21 protein-coding genes, 1 tRNA gene and 1 pseudogene are annotated in these 22,695 nt (G+C 60.1%); 10 read left to right on the forward strand and 13 right to left on the reverse strand.

Translation table 11 applies throughout. The annotated features are described in order from the left end of the window. Positions 1–34: 34 nt before the first annotated feature. From rplJ to secE, 6 genes are all read right to left on the reverse strand, one after another. On the reverse strand, positions 35–553 hold the full coding sequence (gene rplJ, locus ETW23_RS17885; protein WP_129372972.1) for a 50S ribosomal protein L10: 519 nt from the start codon (positions 551–553) through the stop codon (positions 35–37). A 296-nt stretch (positions 554–849) separates the two neighbouring features. Further along, on the reverse strand, positions 850–1,911 hold the full coding sequence (locus ETW23_RS17890; RefSeq protein ID WP_134830801.1) for a Hint domain-containing protein: 1,062 nt from the start codon (positions 1,909–1,911) through the stop codon (positions 850–852). Positions 1,912–2,064: 153 nt separating this feature from the next. Further along, positions 2,065–2,763 (reverse strand): 50S ribosomal protein L1, encoded by a 699-nt coding sequence (gene rplA / locus ETW23_RS17895; protein ID WP_134830802.1) that lies wholly within the window; start codon positions 2,761–2,763, stop codon positions 2,065–2,067. Position 2,764: 1 nt separating this feature from the next. Then, positions 2,765–3,190: a 50S ribosomal protein L11 gene (gene rplK, locus ETW23_RS17900; RefSeq protein WP_129372235.1), complete on the reverse strand. Its 426-nt coding sequence runs from the start codon at positions 3,188–3,190 to the stop codon at positions 2,765–2,767. 128 nt (positions 3,191–3,318) lie between these two features. After that, entirely contained in the window at positions 3,319–3,852 is a 534-nt protein-coding gene (gene nusG / locus ETW23_RS17905; protein ID WP_129372236.1) for a transcription termination/antitermination protein NusG, read from the reverse strand. Positions 3,853–4,068: 216 nt separating this feature from the next. Beyond that, positions 4,069–4,266: a preprotein translocase subunit SecE gene (gene secE, locus ETW23_RS17910; RefSeq protein ID WP_027257327.1), complete on the reverse strand. Its 198-nt coding sequence runs from the start codon at positions 4,264–4,266 to the stop codon at positions 4,069–4,071. A 202-nt stretch (positions 4,267–4,468) separates the two neighbouring features. On the opposite strand from secE, the gene ETW23_RS26210 reads away from it, so the two are divergent. Together ETW23_RS26210 and ETW23_RS17915 are read left to right on the forward strand one after the other, a co-directional pair. After that, positions 4,469–5,146, forward strand: coding sequence for a tetratricopeptide repeat protein (locus ETW23_RS26210; RefSeq protein ID WP_254695075.1), 678 nt, complete (start codon positions 4,469–4,471; stop codon positions 5,144–5,146). After that, on the forward strand, positions 5,050–6,591 hold the full coding sequence (locus ETW23_RS17915; RefSeq protein ID WP_254695076.1) for a UDP-N-acetylglucosamine-peptide N-acetylglucosaminyltransferase: 1,542 nt from the start codon (positions 5,050–5,052) through the stop codon (positions 6,589–6,591). Before ETW23_RS26210 ends, ETW23_RS17915 begins: the two co-directional genes overlap by 97 nt. Positions 6,592–7,966: 1,375 nt before the next feature. On the opposite strand, the gene ETW23_RS26860 is transcribed toward ETW23_RS17915, so the two are convergent. From ETW23_RS26860 to ETW23_RS17930, 3 genes are all read right to left on the reverse strand, one after another. Continuing rightward, the gene (locus tag ETW23_RS26860; protein ID WP_134830803.1) at positions 7,967–8,290 is read right to left on the reverse strand and encodes an SIR2 family protein; all 324 of its coding nucleotides are present in this window, start codon (positions 8,288–8,290) and stop codon (positions 7,967–7,969) included. Positions 8,291–8,334: 44 nt separating this feature from the next. Continuing rightward, positions 8,335–9,464, reverse strand: a protein-coding gene (locus ETW23_RS17925) for an IS3 family transposase (RefSeq protein ID WP_134830046.1) whose coding sequence is annotated in 2 segments (ribosomal slippage) — positions 8,335–9,221 and positions 9,221–9,464 — 1,131 coding nt in all. Because the reading frame shifts where the segments join, the coding sequence is not laid out codon by codon here. 1,179 nt (positions 9,465–10,643) lie between these two features. After that, positions 10,644–10,719: transfer RNA gene (locus ETW23_RS17930), tRNA-Trp, on the reverse strand. Positions 10,720–10,895: 176 nt separating this feature from the next. On the opposite strand from ETW23_RS17930, the gene ETW23_RS17935 reads away from it, so the two are divergent. Continuing rightward, positions 10,896–11,606, forward strand: coding sequence for a lysophospholipid acyltransferase family protein (locus tag ETW23_RS17935; RefSeq protein WP_134830804.1), 711 nt, complete (start codon positions 10,896–10,898; stop codon positions 11,604–11,606). A gap of 190 nt (positions 11,607–11,796) precedes the next feature. On the opposite strand, the gene tuf is transcribed toward ETW23_RS17935, so the two are convergent. The 3 genes from tuf to ETW23_RS17950 form a co-directional block, all read right to left on the reverse strand. Next, complete coding sequence (tuf, locus tag ETW23_RS17940) at positions 11,797–12,972, reverse strand: elongation factor Tu (protein ID WP_134830805.1); 1,176 nt, start codon at positions 12,970–12,972, stop codon at positions 11,797–11,799. 124 nt (positions 12,973–13,096) lie between these two features. After that, the gene (locus ETW23_RS17945) at positions 13,097–13,696 is read right to left on the reverse strand and encodes a hypothetical protein (protein WP_129369357.1); all 600 of its coding nucleotides are present in this window, start codon (positions 13,694–13,696) and stop codon (positions 13,097–13,099) included. A gap of 126 nt (positions 13,697–13,822) precedes the next feature. Further along, a complete protein-coding gene (locus tag ETW23_RS17950) occupies positions 13,823–16,171 on the reverse strand; it encodes a DNA topoisomerase IV subunit A (RefSeq protein WP_129369356.1) in 2,349 nt (782 codons plus the stop codon). A 240-nt stretch (positions 16,172–16,411) separates the two neighbouring features. Between ETW23_RS17950 and ETW23_RS17955 the strand changes: the two genes are divergently transcribed. From ETW23_RS17955 to ETW23_RS17980, 6 genes and pseudogenes are all read left to right on the forward strand, one after another. Continuing rightward, entirely contained in the window at positions 16,412–17,032 is a 621-nt protein-coding gene (locus tag ETW23_RS17955) for an SH3 domain-containing protein (RefSeq protein ID WP_134830806.1), read from the forward strand. A gap of 35 nt (positions 17,033–17,067) precedes the next feature. Next, positions 17,068–17,898 carry an SDR family NAD(P)-dependent oxidoreductase gene (locus tag ETW23_RS17960; RefSeq protein WP_134830807.1) on the forward strand — a complete coding sequence of 277 codons (831 nt, stop codon included), beginning with the start codon at positions 17,068–17,070 and terminating at the stop codon, positions 17,896–17,898. 75 nt (positions 17,899–17,973) lie between these two features. After that, a complete protein-coding gene (locus tag ETW23_RS17965; RefSeq protein ID WP_129369353.1) occupies positions 17,974–18,177 on the forward strand; it encodes a twin transmembrane helix small protein in 204 nt (67 codons plus the stop codon). A gap of 6 nt (positions 18,178–18,183) precedes the next feature. Next, a pseudogene (locus tag ETW23_RS17970) lies at positions 18,184–18,755 on the forward strand (cob(I)yrinic acid a,c-diamide adenosyltransferase). Positions 18,756–19,040: 285 nt separating this feature from the next. Continuing rightward, positions 19,041–19,799 carry an electron transfer flavoprotein subunit beta/FixA family protein gene (locus ETW23_RS17975; protein WP_134830808.1) on the forward strand — a complete coding sequence of 253 codons (759 nt, stop codon included), beginning with the start codon at positions 19,041–19,043 and terminating at the stop codon, positions 19,797–19,799. After that, complete coding sequence (locus ETW23_RS17980; protein ID WP_129369350.1) at positions 19,799–20,728, forward strand: electron transfer flavoprotein subunit alpha/FixB family protein; 930 nt, start codon at positions 19,799–19,801, stop codon at positions 20,726–20,728. Before ETW23_RS17975 ends, ETW23_RS17980 begins: the two co-directional genes overlap by 1 nt. A gap of 78 nt (positions 20,729–20,806) precedes the next feature. Here the strand turns inward: ETW23_RS17980 and ETW23_RS17985 are convergent, their stop codons facing one another. Further along, positions 20,807–21,559, reverse strand: coding sequence for a DUF6473 family protein (locus ETW23_RS17985; RefSeq protein WP_254695077.1), 753 nt, complete (start codon positions 21,557–21,559; stop codon positions 20,807–20,809). A 221-nt stretch (positions 21,560–21,780) separates the two neighbouring features. On the opposite strand from ETW23_RS17985, the gene ETW23_RS17990 reads away from it, so the two are divergent. Then, on the forward strand, positions 21,781–22,656 hold the full coding sequence (locus tag ETW23_RS17990) for a 3-hydroxybutyryl-CoA dehydrogenase (RefSeq protein ID WP_129369348.1): 876 nt from the start codon (positions 21,781–21,783) through the stop codon (positions 22,654–22,656). Positions 22,657–22,695: the final 39 nt, after the last annotated feature.

Here is a 22,695-nt window from a genome sequence, read left to right on the forward strand (position 1 = left end):
CTTTGCCCCACGCCAGTCATTCAGTGCCAACCGCTTACGCAGCTTCCGCCTTCTCTTCGATGGTCGAAAGGATGCTTGCGATGTTGCTTGCAGGTGCGCCAATTGCGCCGGCGATGTTGGAAGCGGGTGCGCCAATGCAGCTTGCGATCTGAGCAATAAGCTCGTCGCGGGACGGCATTTTCGACACGGCTTCGACGCCTGCGCGGTCCAGAGCATTCTCACCCATTGCGCCGCCGAGGATTTCAAACTTTTTGTTATCCTTGGCGAAACCCTCGGCCACTTTTGCAGCGGACACGGGGTCTTCGGAATAGGTCAGAACGGTCATCCCTGTCAGCAGGTCAGACATGCTTTCACACGGCTTTCCCTCGAGGGCGATTTTGGCGAGCCTGTTTTTGGCAACACGCACAGAGCTGTTCGCATCGCTTGCACGCGCGCGCAGATCCTGCATCTCGGCAACTGTCAGACCGGCGTAGTGGGCAACCACTACGACGCCAGAGCTTTCGAAGATCTGGCCGAGTTCCTCGACCACTTTCTCTTTCTGGGCTCTATCCACAGTTCTCTCCAAGTTAGGGATGCTTGTGCACCCCGGCTCATATTTGCCGGTCCAGAAGTCCCGGCGTTCAGGTCCGTTTTACGGGATGAGCCAAATCCGCCCGAGGGAATGAAAACCCTCGATCTTCTTGGTCTGTACCCGTCTCAGGAGGGAGATTAAGGCCCGATCGAAAGGCCGCCCACCATCTTGGACGAAATGAAATAAAGCGCACGACGAATCGCACGCTTTATCTCGTAGCCGTAGTTAGTCGTATTTTACGGGATTTCCAAGGGGGAAACTGGCCGTCTCAGGCAAATTCACTGCGCCGCCAGGCAGACCTGCCCGCGATGGGAATCCAAGCAGCCCTTCAGCACACGCGCCTCGCCTGAGGTCAGCGTCATCGCCGCAGTCTTGCCGAACCGGCTGCTGTCCCGGCCAAGCGACGGAAACAGCGACAACAGTTCACGGCGCTGCGCCCGGTCCAGCGCAGCCACCGATCCCGGCGCCAGAAAAAAGCTTTCGGTCAGCACGCCATTGGACCTTACGATATGATGCCGGTCGAACATGAAGTGAAAGTACCGGATCACGGCCTGCTCACGGATCCCGACTCCCGGAAGCCCGCAGAGATGCTTTGCAGCCACCAGAACATCCGCCTGGCCGAACAGCATCTCCGCTACCGGCAATTCAACATGAACCCGGTGCTGCTGCGACAAGATCAGCTCCCGGTCATTACCAATCGCCCCCGGCGCAAAAACAACCGGCGCAAACGCCCCGGTGCCGCGCACAGATGTCTCAGCGATCCAGCAAATTGGCTGCGCCCCGGAATCTTTGGTCCAGACACGCTGCCCCCGGGAAAGGTCCTCCACCGCAACCGGACCATCGGCGGTATCAATCCACGTCCCCTCGCCAAAGCAAGTGACATAATCGGAATAACGCGACGTGCCGGTGTTCTGGCCACCGGTCTTTACATAGGATTTCCCGGCCTCAAGCGGCAGGTCCGTCGCAAATCCCCAGACATTGGATGTCTGGCCGTCCTGCGAAAAGACGTAGATCCTGATCTGCGGACCGGTAGGGTTTCCGTTTCCGTCAAGTTCGCGCACCAGGATATGCGATTCGGATTCGACCTTGGCACCGTCTGCAACGATGCCGCCGCCATCGGTAATGACGTGATCCGATTCCCTGTCGTCATTGAACCTGTTCCGCCCGCCGCCGGTGTCATTCAGCGTAACCTCGGTTCCGGCGCCGCCGGAATAGGCGAAAACCGTTCCGTTGGGCGTGTCCGAATTATTGATGACCGCATCACCGACAATCGAGCCATTGGAGCTCGACGTAACAACCAGGCTCGAACTGTCCTGAGCAAAGAAACTGCGTAGTGCCATAGGTTGCAATTATGGGTGCTGCCAGGCAGGCACAAGGGTAAACAACCGGTTAAAATGCACCGCACGGCCATTTGAGCGCCTGATTGCCGCCCGGCAAAAGAAAAGGCCCCGGGTGCGTCACCCGGGGCCCATGATCTGGCAATGCTGTCCCGATTACTCGGTGACAGCGTTGTCCACGTCAACTGTGACGCCCGGACCCATGGTCGAGGTCAGGTTGATCTTTTTCATGTAAGCGCCTTTGGCGCCCGACGGACGGGCCTTGGCCACAGCCGAAATGAAGGCGCGGATGTTTTCGACCAGCTTGGCTTCGTCAAACGAGGCTTTGCCGACACCTGCGTGCACAACGCCGCCTTTTTCCGCCTTGAACTGGACTTCACCGCCCTTGGCCGCTTCAACAGCTGCCTTGACGTCCATGGTCACGGTGCCGACTTTGGGGTTCGGCATCAGGTTGCGCGGGCCAAGGATCTTACCCAGACGGCCAACGACGGGCATCATGTCCGGGGTTGCGATGCAACGGTCAAAGTCGATGCTGCCGCCCTGGATGGCTTCCATCAGGTCTTCCGCGCCGACGATGTCAGCACCGGCCGCAGTGGCTTCTTCTGCCTTGGGGCCGCGGGCGAACACTGCAACGCGCATGGCTTTGCCGGTGCCGTTCGGCAGGCCGACAACACCGCGGACCATCTGGTCTGCGTGGCGGGTGTCAACACCCAGGCTCATGGCGATTTCGACGGTTTCGTCAAACTTCGCAGTGGCGTTCGCCTTGATCAGGGAAACAGCTTCTTCGACCGACAGGTTATCTTTGCCGACGAGAGCTTCGCGCGCGGCGCGGGTACGTTTACCGAGCTTTGCCATCTTACTTTACCTCGATGCCCATGGAACGGGCAGAGCCCAGGATGATCTGCATTGCCGCGTCGATATCGTTGGCGTTCAGATCTTTCATCTTGGCTTCGGCGATTTCTTTCACCTGGGCCGCGGTCACGGTGCCGACGGTTTCGCGCGACGGGGTTTTTGCACCCGACTTAACCTTGGCAGCCTTCTTCAGGTAGTAAGACGCGGGCGGCGTCTTGATGTCCATGGTGAAGGACTTGTCCTGATAGTAGGTGATCACGGTCGGGCACGGCGCGCCGGGCTCCATGTCTGCGGTCTTGGCGTTGAACGCCTTGCAGAATTCCATGATGTTGATGCCGCGCTGACCCAGCGCCGGACCAACCGGCGGGCTTGGGTTTGCCTGACCGGCTTTTACTTGCAGCTTCATCGTGCCGACGAGCTTCTTGGCCATTGGCCTTCTCCTTTTCCAACACCCTCGGGACGCGTCCGTTGGGCTGCTTTGCTGTGTGGTCCGGCCTTGGCACCGCGGTGCCGCCGCCTCCCACGCTCGGGGTGCCGGCCAAAGCGGCCGGCGTCACATCAGATCTGCTTGGTGACCTGAGTGAAATCCAGTTCGACCGGGGTTTCCCGGCCAAAGATCGAAACGGTGACCTTCAGCTTCTGGCTGTCCTCGTCGACCTCTTCGACCATGCCGTCGAAATCTTCGAACGGGCCGTCGTTGACTTTGACCTTCTCGCCGATCTCAAAGTGGATCAGCGTCCGCGGCGCCTCGACGCCTTCCTCGACGCGGCCCAGGATACCCTGCACCTCGGCGTCGCGCATCGGCATCGGGCGGCCCTGCGGACCCAGGAAGCCGGTGACCCGGTTGATCGAGGAGATCAGATGATAACCGCGGTCGGACATCTCCATGTGGACCAGCACGTAGCCCGGCATGAACCGGCGCTCGGTCGAGACTTTCTTGCCGCGGCGGATCTCGATCACCTCTTCGGTGGGGACCAGCACTTCGTCGATCTCGTCCTCAAGGCCCTGTTCAGCGACCGAGGTGCGGATTTGCTCTGCGATTTTCTTTTCGAAGTTCGAAAGAACGCTGACCGAATACCACCGTTTCGCCATGAACAATCGTCCTTGTTTTGCCAGGCGGGCCATTGCCGCGCCGCCGCTTTATCATCCCGATGCAGCCCGTAAGCTGCGCTCTCCAACAAAAAGCGGCGTGCAAACCGAATCGCCGCACGCCCGCCTTAATAGTTACGGGTCACCTACCGCCCATTGCCGCCAAGATCAAGGGCGGCACAGCAACACGGGCTTGGAAGCCATCAAACTGCCGCAGGCTTAACCGAACATCCCCAAAAGCCCCTGCAGGCCATAGCGGATCAGCAGGTCGACCAGTGCAAAGAACACCGCCGTAAGCGCCGCCATGATAAACACCATGACCGTGGTCAGCAGAACCTCGCGCCGGGTCGGCCAAACGACCTTGGACACTTCGGCACGGACTTGCTGAATGAACTGAACTGGATTGATAGTCGCCATACTGGGGTGTCTCTCTGCTAGCAGTGGTCGCGATTTAACGCCTGCTGCGGGTAAATTCAAGCCCTGCTCCGGCGGCAGAGCGGCTTGGGCCGCGCAGTCAATCCAATTTTAATCCACTTGCTGCAAAACTGTCCCAAGCAGCCCCGGCGCCATGTGCGCGCCGCGCAGGCATATCCCGCGTTTATTGATGAGATTGGATGCCATGACACCAGCATATTCCTTATCCCAGGCCGAACAGCTTGAACGTGATTCCAAACTTGAGGATGCAGTGCTTGCCTATTCCGGCATCCTGGCACGCAACCCGAAGAATACCCGCGCCCTGCAAGCGCTGGACTCCCTGCGCGGTCGCCTGCGTGAACAGCGCGAGCCCTCGCCGGACACCAAAGCGGAACTGGAGACAGCGCTTGCCGCCGGCCGCCACTTTGATGCGGCAGACAGCTGCGGCGCCTTGCTTAAGACGTTCCGCGATTCGCATTTCCTGTGGGATTTTCTGGGCCGCTGCCATCTGGCAGCAGGCCATTTGGACAATGCCGCAACCTGCCTGAACAAGGCCTGCGGTCTGAACCCCCAGGAAGCGGGCACCTATGCCGCGATGGGACGCGTCCATATGGCACGCGGGCAGCATGACAACGCCATGGCGCTGTATCAGAAAGCCCTGAAACTGGATGCCGAATGCCTGCCCGCCCTGCGCAGCATGGCCGAAGCTCTACCGCTGGAGGGCCGCAGCGTCGAGGCCGCCGGCGTTCTGCGCCAAGCGGTTTCCCTTGCCCCGAAGATGCCTCATTGCATTTCACATTGGCCGGCCTGCTGCAGCAGCTGGGCGCGGCGGCTGAGGCCAAGGAACATTACACCCGTGCCGCCAGCCTGGATCCGCAACTGACCGAAGCGCACTTCCAGCTTGGCCTGCAGCTTAAGGCCGAGGGCCGGTTTGCGGATGCTCTGCCTTGTTTTGACAGAATCCTGCAGATTTCGCCATCCGACGACCGCAGCCGCACCCAGCGGCTGCATGTTCTGGCAGAGCTCAATGACTGGCGGTGGATCCAAGAATACGCGGACTGCCGGCGCCTGCTGGGCTTGCGTGGCAGCGGCTGCGATCCAAGCGTACTGATGCTGATGGAAGACAACCCGGATCTGCTGCGGGCACGTGCCCAGGCTTATGCCGGCGACGCATTTCCTGTGATAGAGCCGCAAACGGCGCCACCCGTCCGGCAGCGTCCCGCCCGGTTGCGGATAGGATACTTTTTTGCCGGCAGTGATGGAGACGCAATTGCAATCCGGCACGCGGCAATGCTGGCAGCCCACGATAGCACCCGGTTTGAAATCCACGCCTATGCCACCGGCTCCAGGCTCTCGGCAACGACCACTGCCGAACTGAGCCAAACCGTCTCCTGCTTCCGGCAATTGGGCGGAACAGCCGGACAAGAAGCGGCCGTCGCAGTCAAGGCAGACCGTCTGGACATTGCCGTGGATGTCTCAGGCTATACAAACGGCAGCCTGAACCACTTGCTTTCCGGCCGGCTGGCACCGCTGCACCTTGCCTGGCCGAGCTATCCCGGCACCATGGGCACCGCCGCCTTTGACTACCTGATCGGCGATCACACCGTGTGCCCGCCCGGCAGCGAACGGTATCACAACGAACACTTGCTGCGCCTGCCGGCAAGCCATCTGGCTGTGACGCCTGCACCGGCCGCAGCAGCGGGCAGCCCGGACCGGGCCGGCTGCGGCCTGCCGGAGTCTGGATTTGTATTCTGCAACTTTGCCGCAGGCAGCCGGATCACCCCGTCGGAATTCGACATCTGGATGCGGCTGCTGAGCGGGGCCAAGGATAGCGTTCTGTGGCTGCAGGATAATGGCGCGCATGCAGTGTCCAACCTGCGCCGGGCTGCAGCAACGCGCGGCATTGATCCGGACCGGCTCATCTTTGCACCGCCTGCCCCGCCGGCGGAACACCAGGCCCGCCTGCCGCTGGCAGATCTGTTCCTGGACACCTTCACTGTGAATTCCCGCAGCGCCGCCCAGTCAGCCTTGGCTGCCAGGCTGCCGGTGCTCACCTTGCCGGGACAGCAATTCGCCGCCCGCACTGTCGCAAGCCTGCTGCAGGCCGCCGGGCTGCCGGAACTGATCGCCGCCGGTACAGAAGACTACGAGGCGAAGGCTGCGGGCCTGGCGCAGGATCCCGAGGCCGGCAAGGCATTGAAACACCGCCTACAGTATGCAGTTTTGCCGGACCCGGCACGCCTGGCACAGCAGGCCGAACAGGCCTATGACGCTGCCTATGACCGGTATTTGCAAGGATCCGCCCCGGAGCATCTGCCGCTGGCCTGACCATAGCACTGGCGCCCGCAACCCAAGCGGGCGGGCTTTCCCGGAAGTGTTTCACTGTGCTGCTAGTGATCCGCCAGTAAGGCATGAGAATGCACGCTTCTTTGATTTGAAAATCAAAGCATAAAATTTTACTATTAACATCAATTACTTACTGACCGCGAATGGTGGAGCACCCCAAAAACATGCACGCGAAAACCAAAAGCATGCACATACTTGGCAAAGTAAGCAGCCCGCACAAGGCGGGCCTTTCGGAGCAGTTACTGGCGTCCTGACTGTTATTGGTTTTTATGAAGCAGCGACACCATCACCTTGGGATTGAAGGCCTCTTCGAAGTCGATAACAGTGAAAGGTGAGTACCCGCGCCGCGCGAAACGCTGCCCTCCTATGTTGGGCGTTTAGCAACTTATAGGGACATCACCGCGCAGAACCTGTGCTACGACATCAGTGTTTAAATTCGCCGGATGCTGCACCACGAACCTTATGCGCTGGAGTGCTTAGCTAAGTGGGGACACCTTACTGACATCCAAATTGAAGAGATGCCCTCCTGGACCGGCCGCATTTGTGGTGATGCGCGCATACTCTTCAGTGGAGAGATCTATGTCTCAAGATCTCTCCGCAACCCCGTGGTCCGAGGATGCCCCAAGTGTCTTCGGGAAGACCTGAAGACGCTAGATCCGCCGCTCGCGGAGACGATGGTTAAACCATCCGTCGTTCCATGCGGCTCCACGTTTGCCAGCCAAGGACTCAAGGATCAGGCTCCACGTATTTCGCGCCTTGAGGTGAAGATCGCCGTTGCCTCTCAGCCGACGTTCGATTTCCTTCGCATGTTGTGGGTGCAGCCGGTGCTGGCGAACGGCCCACCACGCAAAAACGGGATCGTTTAGGTGCTTTGCGGACCAGTCCAAGAGATGAGACAGGCGTGATGGGACGGCCTCCCATCCTTCGGGCTGCCTGCCAGCCAAGCTATGCCCCAGAGTGGATTGGAATCTCCACGTCGCCATTCCAACAAATGATCATGTGTACGGGCAGTCCTGCGTCCTGTCTCTGGAGGCCTTTCGGGGTCATCGTCCAGGCCATAGACATCCAGTGGATCAAACGCGGCTGCGTATTCACCGGAGCTTCGGGGTTTCTTGGCTGCTCGGCAGGAAGCGTCAAAGACGTTCAGCCACTCGGCAGGAGGAGAGTTTTCGGACCTGGAAAATAACCTTGCTCCGGGAGTACTGCGCACCAAATGCGCGACCTGCCCGTGCTCGTGAGGGGACAATGCCCTAGGTCCCTTTCTCGCTACATCGACGACCCTGTTGAGCCAAGTTCGTGGATCATCTGCACGGTCGGCCCAAGCCTCCAGCGTCTCCCACAAATGACTATGGTCCGCTTAGGGGATTGGCGTGACACCACGATCTCGCCACTTGACTTCAATGTCTTCCAGTCTGCCTCGGTCAAAGGCATACAGGTTGGCCGTGTCACGCAGCCCGTCATGGTTCAACCCTTGCAGCAAGTATTTCACCGGTGGGCTCTCAGCCTGGTAGCCCACCAAGACGACTGTGTATTGGTCCAAGAACGCCCTCACAAATTTGGTAGCCCATCCCTCGGCAAGATATGCACGCCCGAAGTCAGCGCTGCTTAGTATGTAGTCGTGGTGTGGATAGTCTGGCGATTGGATCCGGCCATGTAGGTAAGTGACCCCATAGATCGGCATGCCAAGTGGACCTGTCCCGCTTTCGTGCCGCCCCAAGTGCTCGTTTAAGCCACTTTCCGTTCAAACGCGACAGGGCTTTTCCAGCCCAATGCTGAGTGACGGCGGCGCGGATTGTAGAAGCCGTTGATGTATTCGAAGATCGCCATTTCAGTCTGCCGCCGTGTTTCCCAAGACCGTCGCCAGATCAACTCAGCCTTGATGGTCTTGAAGAACGTCTCAACAGCGGCGTTGTCATAGCAATTTCCCTTCCCACTCATCGATACCTTGAACCCGTGTTGGCGCAGGATCTTCTGATAGTCGTGAGAACAATATTGCGATCCACGGTCCGTGTGGTGAATGCAGCCCTTCGGCGGTGTCCGGAACGCAGTTGCCATGTTCAACGCACGGATCGCCAGGTCACGTTTCATGCGGTTTCTCACGGCCCAGCCAATGACGCGCCGAGAGTGCAGATCAAGGATCACAGCAAGATACAGCCAACCCTCGCGCGTCCAGATATAACTGATGTCGCCAGCCCATTTCTGGTTGGGTTGGCTGGCTGCGAAGTCCCGGTCCAGCAGGTTTGGCGCAATGTTGAACTTGTGGTCACTATCTGTCGTGCCCTTGTGTTTACGTGTGCGCACAACAGATATGCCGTTCAGGCGCATCAACCTGCCCACACGGCGGTGGCCGACATCCAAACCGATCTCTTTCAGCTCCTCTGTCATGCGCGGGCGACCATAGCTGCCAAGGCTGAGACGGGATTGCTCTTTGATATGGGCCAATGTCACCATATCAGACCGCTGCCTGCGGCTTGCTGGGCGACGACGGAAAGCCCTCAAGCCACGCGTGCTGACTCCGACAACATCGCACAGCCGGTTGGCTGGAAAGTGGCCCCTGTGTTCTTCGACGAACCTAAATCTCATTGCTTTAGGCCCGCAAAGAACTGGGTGGCCTTTTTTAGGATCTCCCTCTCCTCCTTCAAGAGACGGTTCTCACGTCGAAGTCGGTCATTCTCTTGGGCGAGACTCAAATCCTCTTTCGAAACCACGTCAGTATCTCGATGTGCCGTGATCCACTTGTTCAGCGTCGACATTCCGACACCCAAATCGTCAGCCACCTGTTTACGCGTAAGCCCACTGGTCAGCGCGATACGCACCGCATCCTGCCGAAATTCGTCCGTCCGTTTCAGTCCCATAGTCAGTCTCCTTTGTTGCGGTAAATGCTATCAAAGGAGCGGCATCAAACCGCGACAGGTCCAAAGCTCGATATCAGGGAACGCCGGTGGCTCGAAGATTCTGCCCTCGGAAACGCCGGGGCATTGATCGAGAAGTCGGTCGAAGTTGGTGGTTACAATCTGTGGGCGGCCCCCAGGGTCAGATGAAATGCGGCAATGAGCCTGTGCTCCCGGCTGACTTTAGTCAAGTCTTCGGCTGTCAACCGTTCGGCAATCAGAATGCTTACTTCTTGCTTGCCATATTCCTGTTCAGCAGATGAAACACCTGATCGAGCGGAGCCAGGGGACCACCCTCATTCCCCGGCCTGTAGTCATCTCGCATTCGAAGGCAAATGCGCTAACGATAGATGAAACCGATGGTAGATCGAAGAATTTCGATTACATGTCGGATCAAGCCTGCAAAGTCTGGCATGCCAGACGTGAATGAAACTCAGACATCGCACAAGAAAACTACACAGCCTTGGTCGCAGCGATGTAAAAGCGCATCCGGGATGTTAGGGCCATTCGCATGAAACCGTATTTATTCAGGCCTTTATCTCAGCATGCCAAGCGTTCGGATCAATTTAAGTGACCAGACAAAGAACCATAAGTGCATAAATAATCCAGCTCTACGTGCGCACTAAGGGTCAGTTGTCCGGAAGCTTCAATGTCCACTCGTTATTGGCGTTTTATTGGCGTTGGAAAAAATATTGTAATCATAGAGAATTTTCGCTTCTCGCCCATCCTGTCGATTGCCACCTACGTGAAGCCGGTGCCACCGACCGCCAGCTTCGGACTAGCTCCCGTAAAACCGGGGAGCCTCCGAGATCTACTCTGGTCTTCCAAGGCGGTGGCCTGGTCGCCGCGGCGCCGCACTGCGGCTGTGTGTCCAAAGAACCGAATGCTGCGTTGGGTGCGGAGGTCCGATTTAGAGAAACCAAAGTAGGACCAAGCAAAACAGCCGCCGTGCTGCTATGCTATCCAGAAACGCCCCCAATAAAGACTTCACGTGTTAGCACGCCGCATCGATTGAGCGCGAGTATAAGGAATTCTGTGGCTCCTCCTAAAAGATGGAGGTGCCGAGCATTTTGATGTTAACAGCCAGTGCGCATAAAAACCGGCATCTGTGCATTCTTATGCTTCAGTGGCAATCCGGTGAACTGGCAGGGGCATCAGGGTTCGAACCCGAGACCTACGGTTTTGGAGACCGTCGCTCTACCAACTGAGCTATACCCCTGCGGTGCGGCATTTCCTAAGGCAGACGTGTTGCGCTGGCAAGAGGAAAAACGGGCTTTCTGCGTACAGGCCTGCGGTTTGGCCGCTGCAGGCTTTGCCATGGCGCAGCCAAGCAGTTAGACAGAGCAGATAACTGCGCCCCTGCGCCGGGACGCCCGAAAATACGAGCCGCCTACCGTGAGTCTGAGAAAGAAAATCGCCGACAGCCCCGGCGTCAACCGCGCCGTCGAGGGGCTGCTTGCCGCCTATGTGCGATTCGCCTTCCGCACCTCGCGCTGGACCCGCAGCGGTTTCGAAGAAATGGATGCCTGCGTGCGCCGTGGCGAACCGGTGATCTTTGTGCTGTGGCACCAGCGGCTGATTATGGCGCCTTATCTGTTTGACACATCGCTGGGCCGCATCTGCGCCCTGACTTCCTCGGCCCGCGCCGGGCGGCTGGCCGGCCAGATTCTGGTCAGGCTTGGGTTTGAGACCATTCCGATGTCCAGCCACAAACGCCATGTGGCGCTTTCGCGTGAAGTGTTGCGCCGCACCAGGGACGGCTGTTCAATCGGGATTGCCGCCGACGGGCCGCGCGGCCCGGCGCGCATATCCTCAACCGTCCCTGTTGTCTGGGCCCGGATGACCGGCTGCCGGGTGTTCACGGTCGCGTTCGCCGGGAAAAAAGTAGTCGAGCTGCCGACCTGGGACCGCCAGATGCTGCCTCTGCCGTTTTCGCGGGGTGTGCTGATGTGCCAGGAGTGGACAGATGAAGTTCCGAAAAAGCCGACCGATGCCGAGGCAGAAAGTTTGCGCTTAAGTCTGGAAGCCTCGCTGGAGGCAATCACCGCTGCGGCAGACAGCGCCGCCGGACGGATTAGCAAGCGCCCGCAATCCCGGACCACCTGAGCACCGTTCCCTGCAAGAGAAGCGGCCCGGAAAATTGTTTCTTCCGGCCCGGAAACCGCGCCGGTTTCCGGATGTTAAAACGAAAAAGGGCCGCTCTTTCGAGCGGCCCTTTCTATTATCTCAGAGGTGCGGGCTCTCAATGATTTTGCTGCGCAAAACCACCTGCCGCCCGCCAGACGGCAAAGCCGTCTTACTCGGTGATTTTCGAAACGACGCCGGCGCCGACGGTTCGGCCGCCTTCGCGGATGGCGAAGCGCAGGCCGTTTTCCATCGCGATCGGCGCGATCAGCTCAACGTCGAACTTCAGGTTGTCGCCGGGCATAACCATCTCGGTGCCCTCGGGAAGGGTCACGGTGCCGGTCACGTCGGTGGTGCGGAAGTAGAACTGCGGACGGTAGTTCGCAAAGAACGGCGTGTGACGGCCGCCTTCTTCCTTGGTGAGGATATAGGCTTCGGCTTCGAACTTGGTGTGCGGGTTCACCGATTTCGGTGCGCACAGAACCTGGCCGCGCTCAACGCCGTCACGGTCGATACCGCGCAGCAGGGCGCCGATGTTGTCGCCGGCTTCACCGCGGTCCAGCAGCTTGCGGAACATTTCAACACCGGTGCAGGTGGTGGTTTTGGTGTCGCGGATACCAACGATTTCGATCGAATCGCCAACGTTGATCACGCCGCGCTCAACCCGGCCGGTCACAACGGTGCCGCGGCCAGAGATCGAGAACACATCTTCAACCGGCATCAGGAACGGCTGGTCAACAGCACGCGCCGGGGTCGGGATGTACTCGTCCACAGCGGCCATCAGCTCTTTGATCTTCTCTTCGCCGATTTCAGGCTTGTTGCCTTCCATTGCGGCCAGAGCCGAACCCGCGATGATCGGGATATCGTCGCCCGGATAGTCGTAGGAAGACAGCAGCTCGCGGATTTCCATCTCGACCAGCTCAAGCAGTTCTTCGTCGTCGACCTGGTCGACTTTGTTCATGAACACGACCATGTGCGGGATGCCGACCTGGCGGCCCAGCAGGATGTGCTCGCGGGTCTGCGGCATCGGGCCGTCAGCTGCGTTCACAACCAGGATTGCGCCGTCCATCTGGGCCGCGCCTGTGATCATGTTCTTCACGTAGTCGGCGTGGCCGGGGCAGTCGACGTGGGCGTAGTGGCGGTTGTCGGTCTCATACTCGACGTGCGCGGTCGAGATGGTGATGCCGCGGGCTTTTTCTTCCGGTGCGCCGTCGATCTGGTCGTAGGCTTTGAAGTCACCGAAGTATTTGGTGATTGCTGCGGTCAGCGTGGTTTTGCCGTGGTCAACGTGGCCGATGGTGCCGATGTTGACGTGCGGTTTTGTACGCTCAAACTTTTCCTTAGCCATTCCTTAGGCGCCCTTTTGAAACAGGGGTCATGCATTGACCCGGTTACCTCTGCGCGGGCGGATTATTTGGTTTGAGCGGAAAAATCAACCCGTTCCTGCTTGACGGAGGCGGAAATCGCAAGGCTCAGCCGGCTGGCGCAGGCGCGGCGGCATCCGCAGCAGCTCCGCTTCCGGAACCTGCCGCCGGACGTGGCGCAAACCATCCCTCGTCCTCGTGCTGCTTAGCCATCCATTCTTCCACCTTGTCGGCAATATTGACCGCCAGGCCCTGGATTTGCTGCTCTTTGGTGCGGGCATGGCCGGATCCCAGCAACGCGCTTTCGCCGGTGGTGCTTTCAAAGATCTCCATCTGGTGCTTCTTGGCCAGGAATTTCTTTGCCGCAACGTCATAGACAAAGACATTCACCACCACCGCGCTTTTGGGGGAGAACAGCACCGGCACGCCGGGCGGTGCCAGCATGAACCCCTCCAGCGTAACCGCCACATCATATTCCTGCGCCCCCTGATAGCGGCGCAGGCGGGTTTCCAGGGCGTTCTTCATCGCCGCATCCCACTCGCTGTGTTCCGCATTGCGGGACAACGGCCATTGCAGCGCTTTTTCGGTGTAGACATGCGTTACCCGTGCCTGAAAAGCGCCAAGGTCCTCGGGCGCTTCGTCCAACCGGGTTTCACCGCAGGACGCGAGCAAGGCCAGCGTGGCCAGAATGGAAAGAAAGCGGATCATGGAGCCCCCCAAGGAAATTCGACACCGTCCAGATAGCCGGGCACGGCACAGCGGGTAAAGAGGTGGAAACAGCTGCCCCCGCGCGGGTGGCGCGGGGGCACAGGCAGGCAGCAGGTTTCAGCCGCCTTATTTGAACTTGTAGTCGCGCGGGAAGCCATGCGGCGGGCGTTTGCCAACGCCGGCCCGCTTGCCCAGCCACTGGCCAAGATCTGTTTCGTGGCGGGTCTTGCCACCGCCCATTTCCCATTTGAGCCCATCATCCCAATTGAAGGTCGTGATGTCGCTGAGACCGCCGTCCAGTTCCAGCGAACCCTGCTTGCCGCGGGCCATGTTGTATTTCTGCAGGCGTACGCCCTTGCCGCGGGTGAGCTCCGGCATTTCCTCGACCGCGAAGACCAGGAACTTGCCGTTTTCCGAGACAATGGCGACGTGATCGCCTTCGACCGGGATACAGATCTTGGCGTGATCGTCATCCTTGACGTTCAGCACCTGCTTGCCGCTGCGGGTCTGCGCGACGATTTCCTTCTCTGCGCAGATAAAGCCGTTGCCCGCATCGGATGCAACAAGCAGCCGGCCTTCGGGATTGTGGATCAGCAGGTCGACAATCTCCACCTCGTTGGGCAGGTCGACCATAAGGCGCAGCGGTTCGCCCATGCCGCGGCCGCCGGGGAGATTCGCCGCCGACAGGGTGTAAAAACGGCCATTGGAACCGAACACTAAGAGCCGGTCGGTGGTTTCCGCATGGAAGACAAAGCGCGGACCATCGCCGTCCTTGAACTTCAATTCGCGGCTGAGGTCGATATGGCCGGTCATTGCCCGGATCCAGCCCATCTGGCTGCAGACAACAGTGATCGGCTCGCGGTCGATCATCGCCTCCAGCGGCACGTCCTCGACCTCGCCCGCCTCGGCAAAGCGGGTACGGCGGGCGCCGCCGGCGTAGTCTTTGCCAAACTGCTTTTTGGTGTCCTTCAGCTGTTCTGAGATCCGGCTCCACTGCAGCTCTTCGGACCCCAGAAGCTCAACCAGCCCGGCCCGTTCCGCACGCAGCGCGTCGCGCTCGCGGACCAGCTCGATCTCTTCCAGCTTGCGCAATGACCGCAGGCGCATGTTGAGGATGGCCTCGGCCTGGACCTCAGTCAGCTCGCCCACGCCCTGAGCCGGGGTAACATAGTCCGCCTCGGTGAAAGCGCGGGGGTGGTCGCGGCTCCAGTCCTCGCGGATCAGGGCGGCCTTGGGGTCGTCATCATAGCGGATGATGTCGATCACACGGTCAAGGTTCAGGAAGGCGATAATGAATCCTTCCAGGACCTCCAGCCGGTGGTCGATTTTCTCCATCCGGTGCTGCGAGCGGCGCTGCAGCACGTCGCGGCGATGATCGAGGAAGGCACGCAGCACCTCTTTCATCGAGCAGACCTTGGGGGTGACGCCGTCGATCAGCACATTCATGTTCAGGCTGAAACGGGTTTCCAGATCCGAGTTGCGGAACATCATGTTCATCAGAACCTCGGGGTCCACGTTTTTGGACTTGGGTTCGAGGATGATGCGGATGTCTTCCGCTGATTCGTCGCGCACATCGGCGAGAATCGGCACCTTCTTGGTCTGGATCAGCTCGGCGATTTTTTCGATCAGCTTGGATTTCTGGACCTGATAGGGGATCTCGGTGACGACGATCTGCCACTGGCCGCGGCCCAGGTCCTCGACCTCGTGGGTGCAGCGCAGGCGGAAGGAGCCGCGTCCGGTGCTGTAGGCCTTGGCGATGCTTTCCTTGGGTTCGACAATGACGCCGCCGGTGGGGAAGTCCGGACCGGGCACATAGTTCAGCAGCGTTTCGTCACGGGCATCCGGGGTTTTGATCAGATGCAGGCAGGCGTCGATCAGCTCGGCAATATTGTGCGGCGGGATGTTGGTCGCCATGCCAACGGCAATACCTGCGGCACCGTTGGCCAGGATGTTCGGGAATGTGGCGGGCAGCACCGCCGGTTCAGTCAGGCGGCCGTCATAGTTGTCGCGGAAATCCACCGAATCTTCGTTCAGGCCTTCGAGCATCGCCTCGGCCACGAAGGTCATCCTTGCCTCGGTGTAGCGCGAGGCCGCCGGGTTGTCGCCGTCGATATTGCCGAAGTTGCCCTGGCCGTCGACCAGCGGGTAGCGGACGTTGAAATCCTGCGCCAAACGCGCCATCGCGTCATAGATCGCGGCGTCGCCATGCGGGTGGAAGTCGCCCATGGTGTCGCCGGAAATCTTGGCGGACTTCAAAAAGCCGCCAGTGGAGCTGAGCCGCAGGCGGTTCATCGCATAGAGAATGCGCCGGTGTACCGGCTTCAGCCCGTCACGCGCATCGGGCAGTGCGCGGTGCATGATAGTGCTCAGCGCATAGGTCAGATAGCGCTCGCCAATGGCGCGGCGCAGCGGTTCCAGGATTTCGCCTTGTTCGGGGGCGGACGGCATGTCGGGGTCTTCTACCAGATCGGTCATGAATCGGTGATACTGCCGCCGCCGGAATTGGTAAAGCGGGCGAGCGCGAAATTCGCACAGTCCTGCGCAGCTTTGGCGGCAGCGGATGCGGTTCGGGGGAGAAGCCGGCCGACTCTCCCCTGTTTCCGCGGCTTTAACTTGCCCTAGATAAAAGGGAACCAAGCTGCCGCACCGCGCGTTTGATTCCAAACTCAAGCAATAAAGTGCAGCTGCTGTCTGTTGGTCTGGGGGGACCGGGTTATGTCGCGATTTGTTATGGTATCTTTCGCCTTCCTTGGGTGGGGCTTTTACGAGTTGAGCGGAGGCGCGGATTTCGAGCCGCCCAAACGGCCCGCCGCCGTGGCAGAGACTGATACCGCGGCCCAGCCGGCCGAACGGCCAAGACTCTCCGCGGCCTCAATCGCGGCCCAGCCTGTTCTCACTCAGCGGGCGCAGATTCAGAGACCGGCCCGCCCGGCAGCGGATCCGGCGTTGCGCCAGCGCGTGGCAGCAGGGCATCTGGCCAGCGCATCCGGTGTGCTAGCCACGACACAAACCGCCTTTTCAGACGAGCCGGCACCCGGTGGCCTGCAGCTGGCATCGCTTGACGGCGGCCTGGCAGCCATCACCGCGGCCCCCGCTGCAGAACTGATCCCGCAGCCTGCAGAAGTTTCATATTTGGACCGCCGCAGCATCCGTGCCTCACGCGTGAATATGCGCCAGGGGCCCGGCACATCCTATCCGGTCATCACCCGCCTTCTGGGCGGCGAGGAAGTCATCGTGATTGAGGATAGCGGCACCGGCTGGCTGCATCTCCGTGCCCCGGACAAAGGCCATACCGGCTGGATTGCGGCTTCCCTGGTAAGCAAGAAACGCCCATAACTGCTGCGGAGCATTCCGCGGCAAGAGGCGTTCACATGAAGAAAACCATTCTGATTACCGGCTGCTCCTCAGGGATCGGCCTGGATGCGGCGCGCGGTATGCGGGAACGCGGCTGGCGGGTGTTTGCCTCCTGCCGCCAGCAGCGCGATTGCGACCGGATGCGCGCCGAGGGGTTTGACAGCCCGCGCATCGATTACACCGACCCCGCCAGCATCGGAACAGGCCTGGCCGAAGTACTGGCGGCCACGGGCGGCACTTTGGATGCGCTGTTCAACAATGGCGCCCACGGGCTGCCCGGCGCGGTGGAGGATCTGCCGACCGACGCGCTGCGCACAATTTTCGAAGCTAATTTCTTTGGCTGGCACGAGCTGACCCGGCAGGTGATTCCGGTGATGCGCAAGCAGGGGCACGGGCGGATCGTACAGAATTCCTCGATCCTCGGCTTTGTCACCTTTCCCTGGCGCGGCGCTTATGTGGCGACGAAATACGCGTTGGAAGGGCTGACCGACACGCTGCGCGTGGAGCTGCGGGGCACCGGGATCCATATGGTGCTTATTGAGCCGGGACCGGTCACGTCGAAGATTCGCGAGAAGTCGATCCCGCATTTCGAACGCTTCATCGACTGGCAGGCGTCGCCGCTGCGGGAGCTTTACGAATCGCGCCTGCTGAAGCGGCTGTATGAAAGCAATGGACCGGACCGGTTCGAACTGCCGGCCTCAGCCGTGACAGCCAAGCTGGCGCACGCCTGCGAATCCCGCCGTCCGCGCGAACGCTATTACGTCACCACCCCCACCCATATCGCCGGATTTCTGCGCCGGATCCTCAGCACAAGGGCAATTGACCGCATCCTGGTGAAGCTCGGATAGCGGATTCGCAGTCGCCAATGGCCCTGACGCAGGGTAGAGGGAGGCAACAGAATTGATGCGCCTTTGGGGGACAAGATGAGCGATCCGCTGTATTATCTGGGACTGGCAGCCGTTGCCGCCGTGGTTGTGGCACTGGTCGTCGGCATCGGCGGCTTTGGCAAGGGCGGCGAGTTCAACCGCAAGAACGCAAACAAGATGATGCGGCTGCGTATCCTGTTTCAGTTCATTGCAGTGGCGGTGCTGCTGGCCTACGTCTACCTGCGCAGCAAGGGAGGATAACCGGCAATGGTCGTTTTGAACAAGATTTACACCCGCACCGGCGACAAGGGTGAGACCGCTCTGGGCAACGGTGATCGCGTTGCCAAGCATTCGGCGCGGGTCAATGCCTATGGCACCTCGGATGAGCTGAATTCTTTTGTCGGCGTCGCACGGCTGGAAGCAGACGGCGACATGGATGCAGCGCTGGCGCGGATCCAGAACGACCTGTTCGACCTGGGCGCTGACCTGTGCCGGCCGGAAATGGCAAAAGACGCAGATGCGGAATACCCGCCGCTGCGGGTTGCCGTCGCACAGGTCGAGCGGCTGGAAGCTGAAATCGACGTGATGAACAAGGAACTGGAAGCGCTGCGCAGCTTCATCCTGCCGGGGGGTCGAAACTGGCCGCGCATCTGCACGTCTGCCGCACCGTCGCGCGCCGCGCCGAACGGCTGACTACAGATCTAAGCACCGCTGAAGAGGTGAACCCGGCAGCAGTGAAATACCTGAACCGGCTGTCCGACTGGTTCTTTGTCGCCGCCCGCATGGCGAACAACGGCGGCAAGGACGACGTTTTGTGGGTTCCCGGCGCCAACCGCTAATTCCCCAGCTACCGGCTTGATTCGCGATTTCACGCCGGTTTTCGGCCGATCCCGCGGGCAACGCGTCATTTTCGCGCCCGCGGCAGCGCCAATCCGGCAGGCTGATTTCCCTCCGGAAACATTCTTGCAAAAATGATGTTCCAAATGAGCAAACGCGACGTCGGCGTGCGCTAACGTGACGATTTTGCCCTGTTGCAGACGCACACCAGCCGGTATCAACGCAGCGAGAGCATGGAGGGGAGTCGCCCAAAGGTGGCTTGCCGTTTGTTAAGGAGAGAACGCAAAATGAAGGTACTTGTGCCTGTCAAGCGCGTGATTGACTACAACGTGAAGGTCCGCGTCAAAGCGGACGGCAGCGGTGTCGATCTCGCCAACGTGAAGATGTCGATGAACCCCTTCGACGAAATTGCCGTCGAAGAGGCGATCCGCCTGAAAGAAGCCGGCAAGGCCGACGAGGTGATTGCGGTTTCGATCGGCGTGAAGCAGGCCCAGGAAACCCTGCGCACCGCGCTGGCGATGGGTGCGGACCGCGCCATCCTGGTGGTTGCAGCCGACGACGTGCACACCGACATCGAGCCGCTGGCCGTTGCGAAAATCCTGACCAAAGTGGTCGAGGAAGAGCAGCCGGGCGTCGTGCTTTGCGGCAAGCAGGCAATCGACAACGACATGAACGCAACCGGCCAGATGCTGTCGGCGCTGCTGGGCTGGTCCCAGGGCACCTTTGCCTCTGAACTGGACATTGAAGGCGACAACGCCAAGGTGACCCGGGAGGTCGACGGCGGCCTGCAGACTATTTCCGTGAAGATGCCCGCCATCATCACCGTGGACCTGCGCCTGAACGAGCCGCGCTATGCGTCGCTGCCGAACATCATGAAAGCGAAGAAAAAGCCGCTGGCCGAAAAGACCGCCGCCGACTACGGCGTCGACGTCACCCCGCGCCTGGAAATCGTCAAGACCGAAGAGCCGGAGGCCCGCGCCGCAGGCATCATCGTCGGTTCCGTCGACGAGCTGGTTGAGAAACTCAAAGAAGCGGGGGCTGTGTAATGGCTGTTCTTCTCCTTGCTGAAGTGACCGACGGCGCGCTGGCGCTGGACGCAACCGCAAAAGCCGTGGCCGCTGCCGCATCGCTGGGCGACGTGACCGTTCTGGCCGCTGGCGCCTCTGCTGCTGCGGCCGGCGAAGAAGCTGCCAAGATCGCAGGCGTTGCCAAGGTTCTGGTTGCCGAGGACGCATCGCTGGGCCACCGCCTGGCAGAGCCGACCGCGGCGCTGATCGCAGGCCTGGCCTCTGACTTCGAGCACATCGTGGCCCCCGCCACCACCGACGCCAAGAACGTTCTGCCGCGCGTTGCCGCGCTGCTGGACGTGATGGTGATCTCGGACGTGTCCGGCATTGTCGACGGCGACACCTTCGAGCGCCCGATCTATGCCGGCAACGCGATCCAGACCGTGAAGTCGAAAGACGCCAAAAAAGTCGTCTCGATCCGCACCGCATCCTTTGATGCAGCCGGTGACGGCGGCTCGGCTTCGGTTGAGAGCATCTCGGCTGCAGCAAACCCGGGCTTGTCCGAGTGGGTTGAAGACAAGGTTGCCGCAAGCGACCGTCCCGAGCTGACCTCGGCCGGTATCGTTGTTTCCGGCGGCCGCGGCGTTGGCTCCGAGGATGACTTCAAACTGATCGAAACCCTGGCCGACAAGCTGGGCGCCGCAGTTGGCGCATCGCGCGCCGCGGTTGATTCGGGCTACGCCCCGAACGACTGGCAGGTCGGTCAGACCGGCAAGGTTGTTGCACCGGACCTGTATGTCGCCATCGGCATCTCGGGTGCGATCCAGCACCTGGCCGGCATGAAGGACTCCAAGGTCATCGTGGCGATCAACAAGGACGAAGAAGCACCGATCTTCCAGGTTGCTGATTTCGGCCTGGTTGCCGACCTGTTCGAAGCCGTCCCGGCCCTGACCGCAAAACTGGGCTAAGCCCTGTTCGACAGCTGATCAATCAGGAAAGGCCCGCCATCCGGCGGGCCTTTTTTGCTTCCGCCACTGGCGCTGTTCCTATTTACGAACAAGCGGCAACAGGCGGTCAGCCAGCGCATCGGCGATCCGCAGATGTTCCTTCGGGCCAATCATGTGGCGGGCGGCGGGTAATTCCATCTGGCCAAAGATCATGCCGGCGATATCCTGTGCCATTGCCGCCGAAGAGGCTCTGAACTCCAGCACCCCCTGAACCTTGGGGCGCAAGGCATCGGCCATGGAACGGTCTACCAGGACCGGCTCTTCTGGAAATCCGGCTTCGGCATCCAATTCATAACGGAGCCATAGCAGCAGAACACGGCCATCAAGTGCCTCGATCAAAACGCTCATCCGCTCTATCCAGCTGCGTTGCAGCTGTTCCTGCACCTGCTCAAACCGCTGGCTGGAGATTTCACGCAGGGTGCACAGCAGATGCTTGTTGAAATGAAACTCCGTAAAATCCACTTCGGGATAAAGCGTCTTTAGGGCCGCATGGGCCTGCAGGAACCGGTCGTTGCGGCGCGGATGCACCCGGTAGTAGGGGTTTGAGATGTTCTGCGCCCCCAGCATCTGCACCACTGATACATCCGCCTGTCTGGCGATACCGATCAGGGAATCATCCTGCACAAAACTGTCCAGCCCGGCATTCACACTGCCCAGATTGATGCAATCCAGTCCAAGCTGGGTTTGCAGGGAGTCGACAAAGGGAAATTCAACGAATCGCCCGTAAACTTCGGTTCCACCAAGAAAGGCAACATAGGGATCTTCCAGGGACCGCTGCGGGCCCCGGACCAACAGTCTGGATTGCCCGTATCTGCATGGTTCCCCGAAAGCGCCCCCGCGCTTTTGAGTTCATAGCTCATTTCACCACCAATTTTTCACCCGAGACTCACCTTGCCGCGCAAGCATTGCAAATTCCCTAAAGTGAGAATTTGCCTCAAATCAGCCCCAGCCGCCCTTGTGCCTGCCCTTCGCCCGCCAGTAAGGTTGCCGCAGATATTTCGGGAGCCTGAGGCATGGAAATTCAGAAGGTTGGAGTGATCGGCGCCGGGCAGATGGGCAATGGCATTGCCCATGTTCTGGCGCTTGCCGGGTACGAGGTCGTGCTGAATGATGTCAGCCAGCCTGCGCTGGACAGCGCCCTGAGCCTTATTCTCAAGAACATGGAACGCCAGGCAAGCAAGGGAAAAATCTCGGAGGCAGACGTAAAGGCTGCATTGGCCCGCGTTACGCCCTCACTGAAGCTTGCAGATGTCGGCGCAACCGATCTGGTCATCGAAGCGGCCACCGAACGGGAAACTGTCAAACAAGCGATCTTTGATGACCTGCTGCCGCATTTGCTGCCGCACACGATCCTGACCTCCAACACCTCGTCAATCTCGATCACCCGGCTGGCCAGCCGCACCGACCGGCCGGAACGCTTTATGGGCTTTCACTTCATGAACCCGGTGCCGGTCATGCAGCTGGTCGAGCTGATCCGCGGAATTGCCACGGATGAGCCGACATTCACGGCCTGCCAGGAAGTCGTGGCACGATTGGGCAAGACCTCTGCCAGCGCCGAGGACTTCCCGGCCTTTATCGTCAACCGGATCCTGATGCCGATGATCAACGAGGCGGTCTATACCCTGTATGAGGGCGTTGGTTCGGTCAAATCGATCGACGAATCGATGAAACTTGGCGCCAACCACCCGATGGGTCCGCTGGAGCTGGCGGACTTTATTGGTCTGGACACCTGCCTGGCCATCATGAACGTGCTGCATGACGGGCTGGCAGACACCAAATACCGCCCCTGCCCGCTGCTGACCAAATATGTCGAGGCCGGCTGGCTGGGCCGCAAGACCCAGCGCGGCTTCTATGACTATCGCGGAGAAACGCCGGTGCCGACACGGTAGAGGGAACAAAAAAGGCGCCCCGCGGGGCGCTTTTCTGTT

The sequence above is a fragment of the Leisingera sp. NJS201 genome (assembly GCF_004535885.1).
Taxonomy (GTDB): domain Bacteria; phylum Pseudomonadota; class Alphaproteobacteria; order Rhodobacterales; family Rhodobacteraceae; genus Leisingera.

What these genes read in the sequence shown, in the direction of transcription:
- ETW23_RS17990 (WP_129369348.1), top strand. Translation starts at nt 21,781, where the DNA reads ATGGAAATTCAGAAGGTTGGAGTGATCGGCGCCGGGCAGATGGGCAAT.
- ETW23_RS17890 (WP_134830801.1), bottom strand. Translation starts at nt 1,911, where the DNA reads ATGGCACTACGCAGTTTCTTTGCTCAGGACAGTTCGAGCCTGGTTGTT.
- ETW23_RS17960 (WP_134830807.1), top strand. Translation starts at nt 17,068, where the DNA reads ATGAAGAAAACCATTCTGATTACCGGCTGCTCCTCAGGGATCGGCCTG.
- ETW23_RS17945 (WP_129369357.1), bottom strand. Translation starts at nt 13,696, where the DNA reads ATGATCCGCTTTCTTTCCATTCTGGCCACGCTGGCCTTGCTCGCGTCC.
- ETW23_RS26860 (WP_134830803.1), bottom strand. Translation starts at nt 8,290, where the DNA reads ATGCCGATCTATGGGGTCACTTACCTACATGGCCGGATCCAATCGCCA.
- ETW23_RS17950 (WP_129369356.1), bottom strand. Translation starts at nt 16,171, where the DNA reads ATGACCGATCTGGTAGAAGACCCCGACATGCCGTCCGCCCCCGAACAA.
- nusG (WP_129372236.1), bottom strand. Translation starts at nt 3,852, where the DNA reads ATGGCGAAACGGTGGTATTCGGTCAGCGTTCTTTCGAACTTCGAAAAG.
- ETW23_RS26210 (WP_254695075.1), top strand. Translation starts at nt 4,469, where the DNA reads ATGACACCAGCATATTCCTTATCCCAGGCCGAACAGCTTGAACGTGAT.
- ETW23_RS17955 (WP_134830806.1), top strand. Translation starts at nt 16,412, where the DNA reads ATGTCGCGATTTGTTATGGTATCTTTCGCCTTCCTTGGGTGGGGCTTT.
- ETW23_RS17975 (WP_134830808.1), top strand. Translation starts at nt 19,041, where the DNA reads ATGAAGGTACTTGTGCCTGTCAAGCGCGTGATTGACTACAACGTGAAG.
- ETW23_RS17965 (WP_129369353.1), top strand. Translation starts at nt 17,974, where the DNA reads ATGAGCGATCCGCTGTATTATCTGGGACTGGCAGCCGTTGCCGCCGTG.
- ETW23_RS17980 (WP_129369350.1), top strand. Translation starts at nt 19,799, where the DNA reads ATGGCTGTTCTTCTCCTTGCTGAAGTGACCGACGGCGCGCTGGCGCTG.
- rplK (WP_129372235.1), bottom strand. Translation starts at nt 3,190, where the DNA reads ATGGCCAAGAAGCTCGTCGGCACGATGAAGCTGCAAGTAAAAGCCGGT.
- secE (WP_027257327.1), bottom strand. Translation starts at nt 4,266, where the DNA reads ATGGCGACTATCAATCCAGTTCAGTTCATTCAGCAAGTCCGTGCCGAA.
- rplA (WP_134830802.1), bottom strand. Translation starts at nt 2,763, where the DNA reads ATGGCAAAGCTCGGTAAACGTACCCGCGCCGCGCGCGAAGCTCTCGTC.
- tuf (WP_134830805.1), bottom strand. Translation starts at nt 12,972, where the DNA reads ATGGCTAAGGAAAAGTTTGAGCGTACAAAACCGCACGTCAACATCGGC.